The organism is Steroidobacter agaridevorans (assembly GCF_009932555.1).
GTDB classification, from domain to species: Bacteria; Pseudomonadota; Gammaproteobacteria; order Steroidobacterales; family Steroidobacteraceae; genus Steroidobacter; species Steroidobacter agaridevorans.
Genome location: NZ_BLJO01000001.1, coordinates 1,275,345 through 1,294,268 on the forward strand (window position 1 = coordinate 1,275,345; position 18,924 = coordinate 1,294,268).

13 protein-coding genes are annotated in these 18,924 nt (G+C 62.2%); 1 reads left to right on the plus strand and 12 read right to left on the minus strand.

Annotation, left to right across the window (positions count from 1 at the left end; all coding sequences use genetic code 11):
- Positions 1 to 41: 41 nt before the first annotated feature.
- Positions 42 to 1,460: a tetratricopeptide repeat protein gene (locus GYH35_RS05310; protein ID WP_161827836.1), complete on the minus strand. Its 1,419-nt coding sequence runs from the start codon at positions 1,458 to 1,460 to the stop codon at positions 42 to 44.
- An 83-nt stretch (positions 1,461 to 1,543) separates the two neighbouring features.
- On the opposite strand from GYH35_RS05310, the gene GYH35_RS05315 reads away from it, so the two are divergent.
- Positions 1,544 to 5,470 carry a BTAD domain-containing putative transcriptional regulator gene (locus tag GYH35_RS05315; RefSeq protein WP_235936728.1) on the plus strand — a complete coding sequence of 1,309 codons (3,927 nt, stop codon included), beginning with the start codon at positions 1,544 to 1,546 and terminating at the stop codon, positions 5,468 to 5,470.
- A 29-nt stretch (positions 5,471 to 5,499) separates the two neighbouring features.
- On the opposite strand, the gene GYH35_RS05320 is transcribed toward GYH35_RS05315, so the two are convergent.
- From GYH35_RS05320 to gatC, 11 genes are all read right to left on the minus strand, one after another.
- Positions 5,500 to 6,135 carry a 3-oxoacid CoA-transferase subunit B gene (locus GYH35_RS05320; RefSeq protein WP_161814651.1) on the minus strand — a complete coding sequence of 212 codons (636 nt, stop codon included), beginning with the start codon at positions 6,133 to 6,135 and terminating at the stop codon, positions 5,500 to 5,502.
- A gap of 41 nt (positions 6,136 to 6,176) precedes the next feature.
- Entirely contained in the window at positions 6,177 to 6,893 is a 717-nt protein-coding gene (locus GYH35_RS05325; RefSeq protein ID WP_161814652.1) for a CoA transferase subunit A, read from the minus strand.
- Positions 6,894 to 7,086: 193 nt separating this feature from the next.
- Positions 7,087 to 10,806, minus strand: a complete 3,720-nt coding sequence (gene metH / locus GYH35_RS05330) for a methionine synthase (protein WP_161827837.1) — start codon at positions 10,804 to 10,806, stop codon at positions 7,087 to 7,089.
- 17 nt (positions 10,807 to 10,823) lie between these two features.
- Complete coding sequence (gene metF, locus GYH35_RS05335; RefSeq protein ID WP_161827838.1) at positions 10,824 to 11,744, minus strand: methylenetetrahydrofolate reductase; 921 nt, start codon at positions 11,742 to 11,744, stop codon at positions 10,824 to 10,826.
- A gap of 39 nt (positions 11,745 to 11,783) precedes the next feature.
- Positions 11,784 to 12,695: a metalloregulator ArsR/SmtB family transcription factor gene (locus GYH35_RS05340; RefSeq protein WP_161827839.1), complete on the minus strand. Its 912-nt coding sequence runs from the start codon at positions 12,693 to 12,695 to the stop codon at positions 11,784 to 11,786.
- 369 nt (positions 12,696 to 13,064) lie between these two features.
- Positions 13,065 to 13,382 carry a hypothetical protein gene (locus GYH35_RS05345; protein ID WP_161827840.1) on the minus strand — a complete coding sequence of 106 codons (318 nt, stop codon included), beginning with the start codon at positions 13,380 to 13,382 and terminating at the stop codon, positions 13,065 to 13,067.
- Positions 13,383 to 13,476: 94 nt separating this feature from the next.
- Positions 13,477 to 14,517, minus strand: a complete 1,041-nt coding sequence (locus GYH35_RS05350) for a zinc-dependent alcohol dehydrogenase family protein (RefSeq protein ID WP_161827841.1) — start codon at positions 14,515 to 14,517, stop codon at positions 13,477 to 13,479.
- A 10-nt stretch (positions 14,518 to 14,527) separates the two neighbouring features.
- Positions 14,528 to 15,502 carry an Hsp33 family molecular chaperone HslO gene (gene hslO / locus GYH35_RS05355; protein WP_202624090.1) on the minus strand — a complete coding sequence of 325 codons (975 nt, stop codon included), beginning with the start codon at positions 15,500 to 15,502 and terminating at the stop codon, positions 14,528 to 14,530.
- A gap of 11 nt (positions 15,503 to 15,513) precedes the next feature.
- On the minus strand, positions 15,514 to 16,965 hold the full coding sequence (gene gatB / locus GYH35_RS05360) for an Asp-tRNA(Asn)/Glu-tRNA(Gln) amidotransferase subunit GatB (RefSeq protein WP_161814658.1): 1,452 nt from the start codon (positions 16,963 to 16,965) through the stop codon (positions 15,514 to 15,516).
- Complete coding sequence (gatA, locus tag GYH35_RS05365) at positions 16,965 to 18,419, minus strand: Asp-tRNA(Asn)/Glu-tRNA(Gln) amidotransferase subunit GatA (protein ID WP_161814853.1); 1,455 nt, start codon at positions 18,417 to 18,419, stop codon at positions 16,965 to 16,967. Before gatA ends, gatB begins: the two co-directional genes overlap by 1 nt.
- A gap of 12 nt (positions 18,420 to 18,431) precedes the next feature.
- The gene (gene gatC, locus GYH35_RS05370; protein ID WP_161827842.1) at positions 18,432 to 18,722 is read right to left on the minus strand and encodes an Asp-tRNA(Asn)/Glu-tRNA(Gln) amidotransferase subunit GatC; all 291 of its coding nucleotides are present in this window, start codon (positions 18,720 to 18,722) and stop codon (positions 18,432 to 18,434) included.
- Positions 18,723 to 18,924: the final 202 nt, after the last annotated feature.

Genomic DNA, 18,924 nt, shown 5'->3' on the forward strand with positions numbered 1-18,924 from the left:
ACGCCACCGGCAACTTGCAGGTGGCGTCGCGGACCAAAAAATCAGCCCGACAGAGCCATCGTCCGCTGCGGCATGAACTGCGCCTTGCGGCGCGTCTCGGCACTTTCCATCGCGCGGGCAGCGGCGCCCATGTCACCGCCCATCTCCATGACACGCGCAGTGAGCTGCCAGTTGGACGGGCTCGACGGCTTCAATTGAGTCCGCTCGGCAATCAGCGCTCGGGCGAGGCGGACCTGATCCGAACGCAGCGCCGATTCCACCAACGTGAGATGAATCAAATCGCGCTGCGCATTGCTGCCACCGAAGCGGTTCGCAATGGTTCGAATCGGCTGCAACTGACGCACCACTTCGGAATAGTTGCCCTCGGCGAATGCAACGAGCGCCTTAGCCAACGGCAGACCCACATCGCGCGTCATCATGGCGTTGGTATCCGAACCCGCGCACTTCTGCTCCATCGCCGCAATCGTCCGCTGCGCCAGGTCCATTCGCTGCGCGCCGACGAACGCCATGACCGCATGCGCATCGTTGAAGGCGTAATAAGCGTGATCGACGAACGGCTCCCAGCAACTGGCCAGCGTGCGCCAGCGATCGCCTACATCGACGCCGCGCAACTGCAAACGCCACAGCATCGCCGACGCGTCGAGCATTTCCAGCGGCACCTGTGAAGGCGCCGGCCGGATACGGCGGTCGTACAGATCGAGCACCTGAGCGACATTGCCCGCGTCGAGATGAAATAACCCAAGGTGCCACCAGTTGTGAAACGCCAGCCCGTTGTTGTCCGCCCAATCCCGCTCACGCGATGTGAGGAAATCGATGCCCTCGCGGATGCGCCCCTGCATCTCCATCACATGCGTCACGGCATGCACACCCCAAGCGTCGATCGGATTGATTTCAAGGGCGCGACGGCCGATGTCTTCGGCGCGCGAATACAACCCTGTCTCCTCCAAGCCGAACGCATACATTCCGAGGACATAGTTGTAGCCGGGCGCGCTGGTGTCCCATTCGGGCAACACCTGGGCCACGCGATCGCGCAGCATGGTGCTGGCACCGTTGAAGAAATCGCCGACGTGCGCCACCTGCAGCGCCAGCAGATCCCGTGGATATTCCAACAGGATCTCGCCGTAACGACGCACCGAGCCGGCGAAATCGCCATGCAACCAGGCACGCGCCGCGGCAGCATGCGCCCGCTCACGTTCGTTAGCCCGCCGACCCAACGATTCGATGGCTTCGATGCTCTCTGTCAGCAGTGGCGCCACCATGCGGTCGGTTGCCATGATCATCAGCCCGGCGCGCAGACAATGCCCCATGGCGAAGCCCGGATCGCTGTCCAGCGCGGCCTGAATCGTGGCCAACGGGTCGAGCCGGTAGCTCACCGACAGTTCCAGCGCCTGCTCGAACTGCGCCAGCTGTGCGGTGCTGCGGGTGGAAACCGGGCAACCGCGCGAATCTCGAAGCGACATGTCGTTCCTCCTGGGTTGTGGAACATATTTGTAGGCCCTCTGCGTGAGCTGAAAGTCTCGACAGCCGTGAAAAATGCGTGAAAATGGCGACCCTGGCGCTGGATAACAACAACATCGGACCGGGTCTGCCCGTGAGTGAACTGACGTTACAAGTCTTGGGCTCGTTTCATGTCCGCGACGCGAGCGGCGGCGAGGTCCGCATTGCCTCCCGCAAAGGCCGCGCCCTGCTTGCCTACCTGGCCTTGCGGCCGGGCGAATCTCACAGCCGCGACCGGCTCGCCAATCTGCTTTGGGAAGATGCCGACGAGGAACTGGCCCGCACCAGCCTGCGCCAGGCCCTTGCCGCGCTAAGAAAAGCTTTGCCGACCGGCGCGCAGGCGGCATTGCTCGCCGACACCGAATCGGTGGGCGTCGATGCCGGGTTGTTACAAAGTGACATCGGCGCCTTTCGCACCTCCCTCCTCGCCGGCACGCGCACTTCGTTGCAGGACGCGATCAGTCAGTACCGCGGCGATTTGTTAGATGGCTTCGACGCGCGCTCGACCGCCTTCGATGAATGGCTGAGCACCGAGCGCGGCGCCTTACGCAAACAAATGAGCGAAGCCCTGCAGCGCCTCACCGATCTGTGCATGGCTGCAGAAGATAACGACGGAGCGTTGACTGCATGCGTCAAGCTCGTGTCTTTGGAGCCGCTCAACGAAGCAGCACACCGTCGGATCATGGAGCTGCAGGCGAAGCGCAACTCCTACGCCGAGGCGCTTCGACAGTACCGCGTGTGCCGCGATGTCTTGCGACGTGAACTGGATGTGTCACCCGAAGCGGCCACCGAGCATTTGTATCGGGAGTTGATGCGCAAACGTCGTGCGGCCGTCGCCGAGCCGGTCGAGGGTGAATCTTTCAGCCACGATCCAATCGATGCGACACCGGCGCCCGCTGCACGCCAGGAGTTGCGAGCGAGCCTGCGCGACGCGACGATCTTTGTTGCACGCCTCGAAGGCTTGTTGGAAACCGAGGCGCGACTCGATCCCGAAGAGGCGCACTTGCTCTCGAACGAGTTTCAACGTCGCGTACAGAGCGCGGCTCAGGAATTCGGCGGACTCACGGACCGTCGCGTCGGCTCGAATGTCATGGCCGTCTTCGGCATTCCCCATTCCTATGGCAACGAAGCCGAACGCGCCGCCCGCGCCGCACTGATGTTACGAGACATGGTGAATGCGAAACCGTGGCCCGTCGCCAGTACACTGGCGCTACGCATCGGCATCGCTCAGGGGCAGATCCTCTGCGGCGGTGAAGTGTTTCCCTTGAGCGGACGACCGACCCACGAAGCGCACACGCTTGCAGCCCAGGCGCAGGACGGCGAAGTATTGATTTCGGAAGATATCCGCCAATCGCTGGGTGAGCGCGTCAGCACTCAGCGCGTCGGCGCGGCGTTACAGGCGCATTCCGAACCTGTCAGTGCCTGGTCGCTGAATGCCATCGGCGTCGATGTCGGCACAACGGCTCAGCCGTTCGTCGGGCGCCGTCCTGAACTGGCAATGATTCTCGCGTCGCTGGATCGTTGCATGTCGAGTCGACACGGCCGCGCCATCGTGGTGCGGGGTGAAGCGGGTATTGGCAAGACGCGACTGGTCGATGCAGTACACGATGCTGCCATCGAGCGCGGCGTCGGCGTTCACTCGGCACAGATATTCGACTTCGGTCAGTCTCCCGGTCGGCGTCCGATCACGACACTTGCGCTGAGTCTGCTCGGCATCCGTCCGGACGCGCCCGCAGCCGAACGCAAATCCGCCGTGCAACGAATGGCGGCGCTGAGGGGCGGCGGCATCGATCAGATCATTTTTCTCAGCGACCTGATCGATGCGCCACTGGAGCCGGAACTGGCGGCGCTGGAAAAGGCGATGGAAATTGCCACTCGTCAGCGCGGCCGGACGCTTGCGCTCGCGCAAATCATCGAAGCGGCCGCGCAGCGCTCGCCGCAACTGCTGATCGTTGAAGACGTGCATTGGGCGGACACCGACGAGCTGGCGCGGCTCGGCGAGATTGCGGCCGTGGTCGCGAATTGTCAGATCCTGTTCATCATGACGACGCGTCCCGAAGGCGATCCGATCAGCGCAAGCTGGCGCGCTCGAGCACGCGGCTGCCCGGTGACGACCGTGGATCTCGCACCGCTCGCCGAAGACGAAGCGCAGGAACTGGCGGCGCACTACCCCGAGCTGTCGAGCGAAACGATTCAGGAATGCATCGTGCGCGCGGAAGGTTATCCATTGTTTCTGGATCAGCTGCTGCGGGCGGCGAGCGCCGGGCAACATACATTGCCCGGATCGGTGCGCTCGTTGGTGCTCTCGCGTGCCGACAGTTTGTCGGCGCAAGACCATCGGGCCCTGGAAGCCGCGGCGGTGCTGGGTCAGCGCACCGAACTGGCGACCGTCCGTCGCATGCTCGAAGACGACAGCTACGAGCCGGAAAAGCTCGTCGCCACCACACTGGTTCGCAGCGACGGCGTCGAGCTGGAGTTCGCGCACGCACTGTTTCGTGACGCAATCTATGAGTCGACGTTGAAGTCGCATCGACGCGCATTGCATCGTGTTGCGGCGGATTGGTATGCGACGCGCGATCTGTCGTTGCACGCCGAACATCTTGCTGCTGCCGACGACGATGGCGCCGCCGAGGCTTACATCAAAGCTGCCGAATCCGAACGCACGGCGCTTCGTTACGAAAGCGCGCTCAACCTGGCGAACAAGGCGAGCGCCGTCGCGCGTGAGCCGATGATGCTGCATCGGACCAGCGTGCTGCTCGGTGAACTGCTGTTGCACCTGGGCCGTACTCACGATGCACTGGCGGCGTATCGCGAAGCATTGGACTTCTCGATCGATCAGAGCGGTCATGGCAGCGCCTGGTTTGGCATCGCCTCGACACTGCGCGTGATGGATCGTCATGAAGAGGCGCTCGATGCATTGGAGCGCGCGCAGAGTCTGTTTGCCGAAACGGCAGATGCGCAGACTCGCGCCCGCATGAGCACCCTGCACGGCAACCTTTGCTTCCCGCTCGGACGTTTCGACGACTGTTTGCGCGCTCATCAGCAAGCGTACGAGTACGCGCAACAAGCCAACTCCCCGCTCGAACTGGCCCGCGCCTTGGGTGGGCTCGGCGATGCCTATTATCAGCGCGGCAGTTTGCTGACAGCACGCAAACATTTCGTGCAATGTGTAAAGGAAGCGCGAGAGCACGGCTTGATCGGCGTGTTGCTCGCGAACCTGCCCATGGTCGGCATCACCCAGGTGTATTGCGGCGAAGTCGCTGCCGGCCGCGAGAGCCTGCAGGAATGCCTGGAGATCGCACGTCGCGTCGGCGATCTGCGCAGCGAGTTGATTTCGGTGTTGTGCCTGACCTCCGGTTTGATCCTGCAGGGTAAGGCCGACGAGCGCAGCAAGCTGGCCAGACAAGCATTGCAGCTGGCGAAACAATTGGGCGCGCGTCGCTTTCATGCCGAGTGCCTGGGCATTCTTGCCAGCTGCATGACTCATCCGGAAAGTCGCGACGAAGGATTGCGACTGGTCGAGGAAGGCCTGCAGCTCAGCCGCGAGATGGGCATGTCGTACTGCGGCGCTTCGCTGCTCGGAATATTGGCGCGGCTGACGCCAGATCCGGCGCAACGTGCGGCGGCGCTGGCCGAAGGAGAAGCCGTGCTGGCCTCAGGCTGTGTCAGCCACAGCTATTTCGAGTTCTACCATCACGCGATGGAAGTGAGCATCGAGCAAAGCGCCTGGCCGGCCGCACGCCGTTACGCCAACGATCTCGCCGTGTACACCGCCATCGAGCCGCTGGCGCCCACGAGTTTGCAGAGCGCGCGGGCAAGATTGTTGGCCGACGTGGGCGAAAACATCATCACGCCGCAAACACTTCCGGAGCTGGAGACAATGAAACAGCGTTGCCGCCAGATGGAAGCGGTGGCGCTCATCCCGGCCATCGACGCAGCGATCGCGCTGGTCGATCGAGCGCCTACCGCCTGAAAAAGGCCCTCCTAAGAGGGCCCTTTGGCTTACGACTGATACGGCGCGCCCGTCTTCGCCTTCACTTCCTCGGCCGTTACGCCCGGCGCGAGTTCGATGAGCTTGAACGGCGATTTGCGATCCGGGCGCGCGAACACCGCGAGCTCCGTGATCAGCATGTCGACGACGCCCGCGCCGGTCAGCGGCAGATCGCACTTCTGCTTGAACTTCGGCGAGCCGTCCTTCGACGTGTGCTCCATCACGACCACGACGCGCTTCACGCCGGCGACCAGGTCCATGGCGCCGCCCATGCCCTTCACCATCTTGCCGGGCACCATCCAGTTCGCGAGATCGCCAGTCGCGGACACTTCCATGCCGCCGAGAATCGACAGGTCGATGTGACCGCCGCGGATCATTCCGAAGCTGTCGGCCGAAGAGAAATACGAGGAGATCGGCAGCTCGGTGATCGTCTGCTTGCCGGCATTGATCAGGTCGGGATCCTCTTCGCCTTCGAACGGGAACGGCCCCATGCCGAGCATGCCGTTCTCCGACTGCAGCACCACTTTCATTCCTTCCGGAATGTAGTTGGCCACCAGCGTCGGAATGCCGATGCCGAGATTCACATAGAAGCCGTCTTTGAGTTCACGGGCCGCGCGGGCGGCCATTTGATCGCGAGTCCAGGGCATATGAGTAACCTATGAATTGCAGTGAGTGGGTGGCCAAGGCGTCAGGCGGCGGCGCGCTTGCGGACCGTGCGCTGCTCGATGCGCTTGACGTAGTCCGTGCCCTTGACGATTCGCTGCACGAAGATGCCCGGCGTGTGGATCTGATCGGGATCCAGCGTGCCCGCCTCGACCAGCTCTTCCACTTCAGCAATGGTGACGCGGCCGGCACTCGCCATCATCGGATTGAAGTTGCGCGCGGTCTTGCGATAGATGAGATTGCCTTCGGTATCGCCCTTCCACGCCTTCACGATGGACAGGTCCGCGGTCAGGCCCGTCTCCAGAATGTATGTATCGCCGTTGACGACGCGCGACTCCTTGCCTTCGGCGACCAGCGTGCCGGCGCCGGTGCGCGTATAGAAACCGAAGATGCCCGCGCCGCCGGCGCGAATGCGTTCCGCCAGCGTGCCCTGCGGATTGAATTCCAGCTCCAGCTCGCCGGCGAGATACTGCCGCTCGAATTCCTTGTTCTCGCCGACGTAGGAAGAAATCATTTTCTTGATCTGACGGGTCTTGAGCAGCATGCCCAAGCCAAAGTCATCGACGCCGGCGTTGTTGGAAACGACGGTCAAATCCTTCGCGCCCGAGTCGCGCAACGCCAGGATCAGGTTCTCCGGAATGCCGCACAGGCCGAAGCCGCCGGACATGACGGTGAGCCCGTCGCGCACCACCCCCTCGAGAGCCGCGCGGGCGCTCGGATACACCTTCGATGCATTTGTCATAGAAATAGCTCGAGCCAGCGTTGAAACGGACGGGCATTGTACCTGCCGCTTTGACGCACAGCACTGCTCTGCAGACTTGATGCACCGTCGGCGACTGCGAAAGGCGACCGAAGGCTGATTTTTGCGATGGAACGGCACGTTGGCCCAATTCCACCGCCGGCCCGGCGAATGCCGGGCCGGTGGGTCAGGCGAGTCAGGCCGCGTTGGCGTCCGAATCCGGGTCGTAACCCAAGTTCGGCGACAGCCAGCGCTGCGCTTCCTCCAGCGAGATCTTCTTGCGCGCGGCGTAGTTCTGCACCTGGTCGAAGTCGATCTTGCCGACCGCGAGGTAACGCGAGCCGGGATGCGAGAAGTACCAGCCGCTCACGGCGGCGGTCGGGTACATCGCGAACGACTCGGTGAGCTTCATGCCCGCGTTCGCTTCCGGATCCAGCAGCTTCCACAACGTCGCCTTCTCGGTGTGATCCGGGCAGGCCGGATAGCCCGGCGCCGGACGGATGCCGCGATACTCTTCCTTGATCAGCTGATCGTTGGTGAAGCGCTCTTCGGGCGCATAGCCCCAGAACTCGCGACGCACGCGCTCATGCATGCGTTCGGCAAACGCTTCGGCGAAGCGATCCGCCAGCGCCTTGAGCATGATGCTCGAATAGTCGTCGTGAGACTGCGCGAAACGCTCCAGATGCGGCTCGATGCCGATGCCGCCAGTCACAGCGAACGCTCCGATGTAATCGCTGCGGCCGGAGGACTTCGGCGCGATGTAATCCGACAACGCATCGTGCGACTGCCCCGCCGGCTTGCCCTTCTGCTGACGCAGGAAGTGCAGCTTCGTGAGCACGCGAGTGCGCGACTCGTCCGTGTAGATCTCAACGTCGTCATCGTCGACGCTGTTCGCCGGGAACAAGCCGATGACGCCGCGCGCGGTGAGCCAGCGCTCACGCACGATTTGTTTCAACATGCGGCGGGCATCGGCGTACAAATTGCTGACCTGCTCGCCGACCACGGGATCGGTGAGAATGTCCGGGAACTTGCCGCCAAACTCCCACGCGTTGAAGAACGGCATCCAGTCGATGTAACGGGTCAGGTCTTCCAGCGAGAAGTCATCGAACGTGCGGATGCCGAGGAACTTCGGCACCGGCGGCACATACGAATCCCAACCGCCGTTGAATTTGTTCGCTCGCGCCTGCGCAATCGTCAGCTGCGGGGCTTTGATCTTCTTGCCCGCGTGCTGCTCGCGGCGAACCGCATGCTCTGCCTTCGTCTTCTCGACGAACTCACGACGCAACGCTGCGGTGACGAGCTGCTGGCAGACGCCGACCGAGCGCGACGCGTCCTTCACGTAAACGACCGGGCCTTTGTATTGCGGATCGATCTTCACCGACGTGTGCGCCGGCGACGTGGTCGCGCCGCCGATCAGCAACGGCTGCTCGAAGCCTTGACGCTGCATTTCGCGCGCGACGTGCACCATCTCGTCCAGCGACGGCGTGATCAAGCCCGACAGACCGATCATGTCCGCATTCTCGCGCCGCGCCGTTTCGAGGATGCGCTCGGCCGGGACCATCACGCCGAGATCGATGACCTCGAAGTTATTGCACTGGAGCACGACGCCGACGATGTTCTTGCCGATGTCGTGCACGTCGCCCTTCACCGTGGCGAGAATGATCTTGCCGTTGGACTTGGAGACCGTGCCCGACCTGGCCTTCTCTTCCTCGATGAACGGAATCAGGTGCGCGACCGCCTTCTTCATGACGCGCGCCGATTTCACGACCTGCGGCAGGAACATCTTGCCGCTGCCGAACAGATCGCCGACGACGTTCATGCCGTCCATCAGTGGACCTTCGATGACGTGCAGCGGCCGCTCAGCCTTCTGCCGCGCCTCCTCGGTGTCGACGACGATGAACTCGTCGATGCCTTTGACCAGTGCGTGCTCCAGTCGCTTTTCGACCGGCAGATTGCGCCACGCCAGATCTTCGGCCTTCTTCGCGCCGACTTCGCCCTTGAAGCGCGCGGCGATCTCCAGCAGGCGCTCGGTCGCATCCGGCCGGCGATTCAAAATCACGTCCTCGACGCGCTCGCGCAGCTCGGGATTGATGTCCTCGTAGATCGCCAGCTGCCCGGCATTGACGATGCCCATGGTCATGCCGTTCTTGATGGCGTGATACAGGAACACCGAGTGCATCGCCTCGCGCACCGGGTCGTTGCCGCGGAACGAGAAGGAAACGTTGCTCACACCGCCGCTGATGTGCGCGTGCGGACAGGTCTTTCTGATCTCGGCCGTGGCTTCGATGAAGTCGACCGAGTAGTTGTTGTGCTCCTCGATGCCGGTCGCCACCGCGAAGATGTTCGGATCGAAGATGATGTCTTCGGGCGGGAAGCCGACCTGCTCGGTCAGCACCTTGTACGAGCGCTGACAGATCTCCACCTTGCGCTTCACCGTGTCGGCCTGGCCAGTCTCGTCGAAGGCCATCACGACGACGGCTGCGCCATAGGCACGCACTTTCTTCGCGTGCTCGATGAACGCCGCCTCGCCTTCCTTCAAGCTGATGGAATTGACGATGCCCTTGCCTTGGATGCGCTTCAGACCGGCCTCGATCACCGACCACTTGGACGAGTCGATCATGATGGGCACGCGCGAGATGTCCGGCTCGGACGCGATCAGATTCAGGAAGCGCACCATCGCGGCTTCCGAATCCAACATGCCTTCGTCCATGTTGATGTCGATGACCTGCGCGCCGCTCGCCACCTGCTGACGGGCAATGTCGAGCGCGGCGTTGTAATCGTCCGCTTCGATCAGCTTGCGGAACTTCGCCGAGCCCGTGACGTTGGTGCGCTCACCGACGTTCACGAACAGGCTGTCGGGCCCGATGTTCAACGGCTCGAGGCCAGACAAGCGCGCGCGCTTCTCCAACACGGGAGGCTTGCGAGGTTCGATGCCCTCCACCGCTTCGCGAATGTGTTTGATGTGATCGGGCGTCGTGCCACAGCAGCCGCCGACGATGTTCACGAAGCCGCTGGTTGCAAATTCCTTGACGAGCCCGGCGGTCTCGCACGCATGCTCGTCGTACTCGCCGAAAGCATTCGGCAGGCCGGCATTCGGATACGCACTGACGTAAACATCGGCGATGCGCGACATCTCTTCGATGTACGGACGCAGCTGTTTCGCACCGAGCGCACAGTTCAGGCCGACCGCCAGCGGCTTCGCATGGCTCACCGAATTCCAGAACGCTTCGGTGGTCTGCCCGGACAGCGTGCGGCCCGACGCGTCGGTGATCGTGCCGGAAATGATGATGGGGATGTCGATGCCCGCCTCATCGATCGCCTGGCGCGCGGCGTAAATCGCAGCCTTCGCGTTGAGCGTGTCGAAGATGGTCTCGATCAACAGGATGTCGACGCCAGCTTCGATCAACGCACGTGCGCCGATCAGATAGGTGTCCGACAGCTGGTCGAAGTCGATATTGCGGAACGCCGGATCGTTGACGTTAGGCGAGAGCGAGGCGGTGCGATTCGTTGGTCCTAGCGCGCCGGCGACGAACTTCACTTCGCCGGTCTTCGCGAAGTATTCATCCGCCGCTTCACGCGCGACCGTGGCGCCGGCCAGATTGATCTCGCGCACCAGATGCTCCATCTGGTAGTCGGCCTGCGAGGAATAGTTCGCCGTGAACGTGTTCGTCTCGACGATGTCCGCGCCCGATTCCATATATTTGGTGTGAATGGCCTTGATGATCTCCGGCCGCGTCAGCACCAGGATGTCGCTGTTGCCTTTCAGATCGCACGCCCAGTCCTTGAACCGTTCGCCGCGATAGTCCGCTTCGGTGAGCTTGTAGCCCTGGATCATGGTGCCCATGCCGCCATCGAGCATCACGATGCGCTCGGTCAACAGGCGACGAAGGGTGGCAATTCGTTCGATGCGATTCATATCTTTATTCCCTTCGCTCAACCCGCAGCCGCCTGCGCCAGCACCGGCCGCACGCCGAGCGCATGACAAATGGCATAGCTCAGCTCGGCCCGGTTCAAGGTGTAGAAATGAAATTCTTCGACGCCGTGCTTCTGCAGCTCCTGCACCTGCTCGATCGCGACCGCGGCGGCGATCAGGCGGCGCGTATCCGCGTCGTCATCGAGGCCGTCGAATCGATGGCTCAGCCAGTCAGGCACGCTCGCGCCGCAGCGCTGAGCCATGCGAAACATCTGCGGGAAGCGCGTGATGGGAAGGATGCCCGGCACGATACTGGCCTTGATGCCCGCAGCCGCGCACTGATCTCGAAACTTTAGAAACACTTCGGTATCGAAGAAGAACTGCGTGATCGCCCGATCCGCGCCGGCATCGATTTTCGACTTCAAATTCGCCAGCTCGAACGCCGCGCTCGGCGACTCAGGATGCGGCTCCGGATAGGTCGCGACCGAGATCTCGAAATTGGCGACCGACTTCAGGCCTTTCACCAGATCGACGGCGTATGCGAACCCTTGGGGATGCGGGACGTACTTCGTCGTGCCCTGCGGCGGATCGCCGCGCAACGCCACGATGTGACGAATGCCGTTGGCCCAGTAGTCACGCGCGATATCCAGAATCTCTTCGCGGGGCGCGCCGATGCAGGTCAGATGCGGTGCCGCCGTCAGCGACGTGTTCTTCTGAACCTGGGTGACGATGTTATGCGTGCGTGCGCGCGTCGAGCCGTCGGCGCCGTAGGTCACGGACACGAACCGAGGCTGCAACGGAGCCAGGCGCTCGACTGACTCCCACAACGTCTTTTCCATCGCCTCGTCCTTCGGCGGGAAGAACTCGAACGACACCGTGGGGCGGCCGCGCAGTTTGCTCAGGCTGTTGCCGATCTGGTCCTTGAGCTTCTCGACTGACATGTTTCTTTCCTCAGTTCCTTTCGATAAGGAGGCGCAGCCTCATGCCGCCGCCGTGCTGCGCGCCACGCGCCTACCGATTGCCACCAGCAGATGTCCTGCTTCGGTATCGACGGGACGCAGGCGGGAGACTTCCAACCCTGCCTTGGCAAACCATTCGCGCAAAGTGGAGATGGGATTGGCGGAAGACGCCGAGCTCAACGAGTCGAAGTCTTCGATGATCACGGCGCGACCGCCGTGCTTGAGTGTTCGTGTGATTTCGGCGAGCGCCACGAGCGGGCGCTCCGCGCCTGCCAGCACACGCTCGGCGACGACGGTATCGAACAGTGGCGCAGCGAACGGCAGGTCATACATGTCACCTCGCTGCAGCTCGCAGTGGCTCAGGCCTGCACTATGTACTTTGGTTCTCGCGAGGCGCAGCGCGTCACTCGATATGTCTACACCGACCGCGCGCGTCGCTTTCGCGCCGAGGAGTTGGAGCATGTGGCCCGAGCCCGTGCCCACATCCAGCAGCGCGCCAATCGGCTCGCTCGCCAGTTCTTCGAGAACGGTGGCGTCGACGATATCGGACGCCTTCTCGAGCGACTCTTCCTCCGCCAGGTGATCCGCCGCGCGGCGGCCACGCTCGGCGATGACCTCCTCCATACGGCGGCGATCGCGACGGAGCACGTCATCTTCTTCATCCACCAACGCCAGCAGCTGCCAGACGGTGTCTCGCGCCTCGCCCGAAGCCGGCGCGCGGTAGTACACCCACAGCTGCTCACGGAATCGATCCAGCAATCCGGCGTCGCAGAGAAGCTTCAAGTGCCTCGAAACCCGCGGCTGGCTCTGCCCGATCACCTCGCAGATCTCCCCCACCGTCAGCTCCGCCCGCGCCAATAGCGCAAGCAGCCGCAGGCGAGTGGGCTCGGCGGCAGCTCGTAGGGCGGAGACGGCGGCTAGAAAGCTCGGCATTCCGGTGTCAGCGACTTAAGGATATAAAGATATCTTTATATTGACGGGCAGCACTATACCGGAGACCGCCGCCTCCTGTCACGCCGTGCTCCTCGGCAGATGCGAAAATTGCGGAAAGAAGCGCTACAACAATGGCTTAGCCGCGCCCAAAAACGGCGAAAGCCGCGATAGGCGCGGCTTTTCTTCAATCCGAACGCGGGAGATCAGCTTGTTAGGGCAATCGGCGACTAGCGTCGAAATCCGAAACCCGGGGCGCGTTGATGAAGGCCGTGATCACGGACACGACCGATAGCAAGGCCAGGAGAATTCCCTTCCACAGTCGCAGGCTGCCCCGAAACCCCTCGGCGATAGGCCGTAGAACGTTCTGAATCATCGTTCCACCTCCAACACTTGTCTGCAGAAGCGCACCATACCGACCATCAGGATCACTGCGCTGAGCGCGGTGTCAGCATAAACCAAGTACAACTCGATCTTCGTGACGAACCGGAAAATTTCGTCTGGAAATGGGTGGTGGCGGTGCAGCGTATGCAAGAAGACAGAGACCAGCCAACCTACCGAAAACAACGCCGTAAAGATCAAGGCCGTTCCGATCAGGTGTCCCACCAGGGACATCACCGACCACCAGTAGCCGACCCGTCGCTCCCTCTCTCCCCAGTACAACTCCATCTCCTCAACGGGCGAATTCATTTGTGAGGCACGAGCCGACTTCGCGGCGAACGCCTCTGCGTAGACCTCTCGATCGATCTAGCCTACCCCTGAGTTGAGTGGCATCTCGACGCGTTTAGTTCGTGAAATCGTTAATTACTGTGATGCCGGTGCCGCGGAAAGTGTCCATGGCAGCGAGTGCCGCGGGAGCCGCGGTCAGAGGGATGGTCTTTTCGACGAGGAGTTGTGGCTGTACACGGCCCATGAGGATGAGGTCGAGCATGGCGCCATAGCGATGGGCTTGCATGCCATGGCTGCCCATCACCTGCAATTCCTTCGCGATCACCAGACCCATCGGCACCGGCGGGTCCGCGTGCGCGCCGAGCATCAGGCCGACTTGGACGTGCCGACCTTGCGGGCGCAGGCAAGCGATCGAGTTGTAGCAAGTGACGCGGCTGCCGAGCGCATCCATCGATACGTGCGCGCCACCGCGGGTGTGCTCGAGGATTGCGGCTTTGACGTCGGCGTTTGCGAGCACGCCCACTTCGGCGCCGAGGCGTTTGGCGAAGTCGAGTTTCGTTTGATCGATGTCGACGGCGATAACGCGCGCGCCCATAGCATTCGCGATCATGATCGCGGACAGCCCCACGCCTCCGCAGCCATGAATCGCCACCCACTCACCCGGCCGCACCCGCGCCTGGTCTACGATCGCTCGAAATGACGTCGCGAACCGACAGCCCAGACTGGCTGCGGTGACAAAGTCGATGGACTCCGGAAGTTTGACGAGATTGATGTCCGCGTAGTCGATAGCCACGAACTCCGCGAAGGAGCCCCACGCCGTGAAGCCCGGCTGAAATTGCACGGCGCAGATCTGCTGTTGCCCGCTCGCGCATTGCTCACATCGACCACAGCCACTCACGAACGGCACGGTGACTCGCTCGCCCACTTTGAAGCGCGCGACGTCCGCCCCGACCGCGGCGACGACGCCTGCTAGTTCATGGCCCGGAACATGAGGAAGACGAACGTCCGCATCGTGTCCCATCCAACCGTGCCAGTCGCTACGGCAGATGCCTGAAGCTTCGACTTTGATAACGACGCCGCCCGACGTCGGAGTGGGATCGCGAACGTCAACGCAGCTGAGCGCGCCACCGAATGATTCGAAGAGGACGGCTTTCACGGAAACGGCGTCAATGCCGTCGGTCTGGTGCGTCGGTTGTCGGTGTAGCTGCGTTAGCGAACAACTGCTCCACGTCGACCGAATCGAATCGATACGCCCGGTTGCAGAAATCACAGCGCACTTCGACGTGCCCCTGCTCCGCCAGTACCGAGCGCACTTCTTCCGGGCCGAGCGCCTTGAGCATGCCGACGACGCGTTCGCGAGAGCAGCGGCATTTGAAAAACACCGGCGCCGATTCGAACAACCGCACATCGTCCTCCGCGAACAAGCGACGCAGAATGTTCCGATCGCTCAGCGTTTGCAGCTCTTCGGGCTTCAGCGTGTCGCCCAGCAGCTGCACCCGATTCCACGCATCCTCGATCTCTGCCCGATTCATCTCATGCGCACGCGAGCCGACAGTGCGGGACTTCACGGAGTCATCCGACAGCCTCTGCAACAACAAGCCCGACGCGCCATGCTCATCCGCATGCAACCACAACCGAGTCGGCAGCTGCTCGGACGTCTCGAAATAGTTGCGCAAACAATCCGACAGCCGCTCGCCATTCAACGGCACGATGCCCTGATAGCGCTGAGACAGGTCCTCGTTCTCGACGGTCACGGTCAAGCTGCCTTCGCCCGACAGCGACGCGAGATCCGGCCGAAAGTCGGCATCTTTGTAACGAGCCACCGCCCTCACGCCCAACGCATCCGAGCACTGCGCCAGCATCAGGTGCATCGGCCCCTGCCCCTTGAGCTGCAAACTCAGCATGCCATCGAACTTCAACGTTGCCGCGAGCAGCACCGAAGCCGCGACCGCCTCACCGAGCGTGTCGCGAATGACAGGCGGATACTCGCGATGCTCGAGCAATGCGCGCCACGATGCGTCGAGGTGGACGATGTGGCCGCGAATCGGATAGTGCTCGAACAGGAATCTGTGCAGGCAATCGCGATCGTGCATGACAGGGGTAGTGGCCGGGGTGAGAGGAAGGCGGATGATGTTACTCATCCGCCGTTACATTAGCCCGCCAACTTCTTTTTCAATAGATCGTTGACCTGCGCCGGGTTGGCCTTGCCGCCGGTGACCTTCATCACCTGACCGACAAAGAAGCCGAACAGCTTGTCCTTGCCCGACCGATAGTCCGCGAGCTGCTTCGGATTGGCCGCCATGACCTCGTCGATGGTCTTTTCGATGGCGCCCGTGTCAGTGATTTGCTTCAGGCCCTTGGCCTCGATGATGGCGTCGGCATCTTTGCCTTCCGCCCACATCGACTCGAACACTTCCTTGGCGATCTTGCCGGAGATCGTCTCGTCGGCGATGCGAGCCAGCAGGCCCGCGAGCCGCGACGCGTCGATCTTCGACTCTGTAACTTCGACACCGTCCTTGTTGAGCGCAGCCGACAGCTCGCCCATCGTCCAGTTCGCAGCGAGCTTCTCGTTGCCTTCGAGATTCTTCGACTTCAACGCGGCGAGCACGCCTTCGTAGTAGTCGCCCATCTCGCGGCTTGCGGTGAGCACGCCCGCGTCGTACGCGGACAAGCCGAACTTCTCGATATAGCGAGCCGCTTTCTGATCCGGCAGCTCCGGCAGCGTCCCGCGCACACTCTCGATGAAGTCCTTCTCGATGACGACGGGCAACAGGTCCGGATCCGGGAAGTAACGATAGTCGTTGGCCTCTTCCTTGGAGCGCAGCGAGCGCGTCTCGCCCTTGTCGGGATCGAACAGGCGCGTTTCCTGTTTGATCTTGCGGCCGGCCTCGATCTCTTCGATCTGGCGCGCGACTTCGTAGTTGATCGCCTTCTCGATGTAACGGAACGAGTTCAGGTTCTTGATCTCGCAACGCGTGCCGAACTTCTCCTGGCCGACCGGGCGCACCGAGACGTTGGCGTCACAGCGGAACGAGCCTTCCTGCATGTTGCCGTCGCAGATCTCCAGGTAGCGCACCAGCGTATGAATTTTCTTCAAGTACGCGACCGCTTCTTTCGCCGAGCGCATGTCGGGCTCGGAGACGATTTCCAGCAGCGGCGTGCCGGCGCGGTTCAAGTCGATGCCCGAGGCGCCATGGAAGTCCTCGTGCAGCGACTTGCCCGCATCCTCTTCGAGATGCGCGCGCGTGATGCCGACGACTTTGATGGTGCCGTCCTCGAGCAGGATCTGCATCGTTCCCTTCTCGACCACCGGCTTCTCGTACTGGCTGATCTGGTAGCCCTTCGGCAGGTCGGGATAGAAATAATTTTTGCGCGCGAAGACGGATCGCGGCGAAATTTGCGCGCCGATCGCCAGACCGAACTTCACGGCCATGCGCACCGCTTCGCGGTTCAACACCGGCAGCACGCCGGGATAGCCCAGATCGACCAGGTTCGCTTGGGCGTTCGGCGCGGCGCCATAGGCGGTGGCGGCACTGGAAAAGATCTTGCTGCGCGTTGCCAGCTGCGCGTGGATTTCCAAACCGATGACGGTTTCCCAGCTCATCATTCGTAACCTTTAGGAATGTCTCTGTGCCACAGCGTCTCGTTCTGATAGCCGTGCGCGACGTTGAGCAATTTGGCCTCGGCGAAGTGCGGACCGATGATCTGCAATCCGACCGGCAGACCGCCGACGGAGCCGCACGGAATCGACAGGGCCGGCAGGCCCGCGAGATTGGCGCCGATGGTGTAGATGTCGTTCAAGTACATGGTGATGGGATCGTCGACCTTGGCGCCGATGTCGAACGCCGGCGTCGGCGAGGTGGGGCCCATCAACACGTCCACTTGCTGGAAGGCACGTGCGAAATCGTCGGTGATCAAGCGGCGAACCTTCTGCGCGCGCAGGTAATACGCGTCGTAATAGCCGGCCGAGAGCACATAGGTGCCGGTCATGATGCGACGCTTGACCTCGGCGCCGAAGCCTTCGCCGCGCGAGCGCTTGTAAAGATCCACCAGATCCTTCGGGTTCTCGCAGCGATAACCGAAACGCACGCCATCGAAGCGCGACAGGTTCGACGAGCACTCCGCCGGCGCGACCACATAATAGGTAGGCACGGACAGCGGCAGGTTCGGCAGGCTCACTTCGATGAGCTGCGCACCGAGCCGTTCATATACCTGCAACGCTTCGCGGATCAGCTTGGCCGTCGATTCTTCCAGGCCGCCTTCGAAGAACTCTTTGAGCAGGCCGATCTTCAATCCCTTCAGCGGCTGATCGAGGGCCGCGACGTAGTCGGGCACCGGCGTGTCGACGCTGGTCGAGTCGCGCGGATCGAAGCCCGCCATGTCACGCAGAACCAGCGCCGCATCCTTCGCGGTATAGGTCAGAGTGCCGGCCTGATCGAGGCTGGAGGCGAATGCGATCATCCCGTAGCGGGATACGCGTCCATACGTGGGCTTCAAGCCGGTCAAACCGGTGAGCGCCGCGGGCTGACGGATCGAGCCGCCCGTGTCGGTGGCCGTGGCCACTGGCGCAAGTCGAGCCGCAACCGCCGCGGCCGAGCCGCCCGAAGAACCGCCCGGCACCTTTTTCAGGTCCCAGGGATTTTTCACGGGGCCGTAGTAGCTGGTCTCGTTCGACGAGCCCATCGCGAACTCGTCCATGTTCGCCTTGCCGAGCATGACGACGCCAGATTGCGACAGCTTCTCGACGATGGTCGCGTCGTAGGGCGCGACGAAGTTGGCCAGCATGCGCGAGCCGCAAGTGGTCAATACACCGTCGGTGCAGAAGATATCTTTGTGAATCAGCGGCACGCCGGCCAATGCGCCCGCCTCGCCCGAGGCCAGCAGCTCGTCGGCCCGTTGCGCCGCGGCCAGCGCCTGCTCCGCAGTTACCGTGATCAACGCGTTCAGCGTCGGGTTCAAGCGCTCGATTCGCGCTAAAAAATGCTTGGCGAGCTCGACACTGGAAAAGCGGCGCGCACGCAGCCCCTCGTTCAGCTCGGCCAACGTCAGGTGATGCAATTCCGTCATGGCTTACTCGATCACTTTGGGCACGAGATACAGATCCGCTTCGACGCGCGGGGCGTTGCGCTGATATTTGCCGTGCTGGTCGCTGTCCAGCACCTCATCCGGCCGCATCCGCTGCACCTGGTCGGCGAGCGGGTGCGCCATCGGCTCGACCGACGCAGTGTCGGCGGCGTTGAGCTGTGCGACGAAGTCGAAGATCTTCGACAGGCTGTCCACGTACACCGGCACCTGCTCCTCGGTGAGCGCGAGGCGCGCCAGGTGTGCGATGTTTTTCACATCGTGATCGGTAAGACTCATAAACCGAATATTTCCGCTGGAAAGTCAGATGAGAATTTGCAGGCAGTGAGACCGCACACCCGCCGCGCTCTCAGGCGGTGGAGTAATGAGGAGCAAAAAAGACCGCAAAAATCCCTGGAAAAATGCGGGCTAATCATACACCTGAAAGCTTGTGCTATGTGAAACCCGTTGCTAGAGTACCGCAACTTTTTTGCCCCCTTCC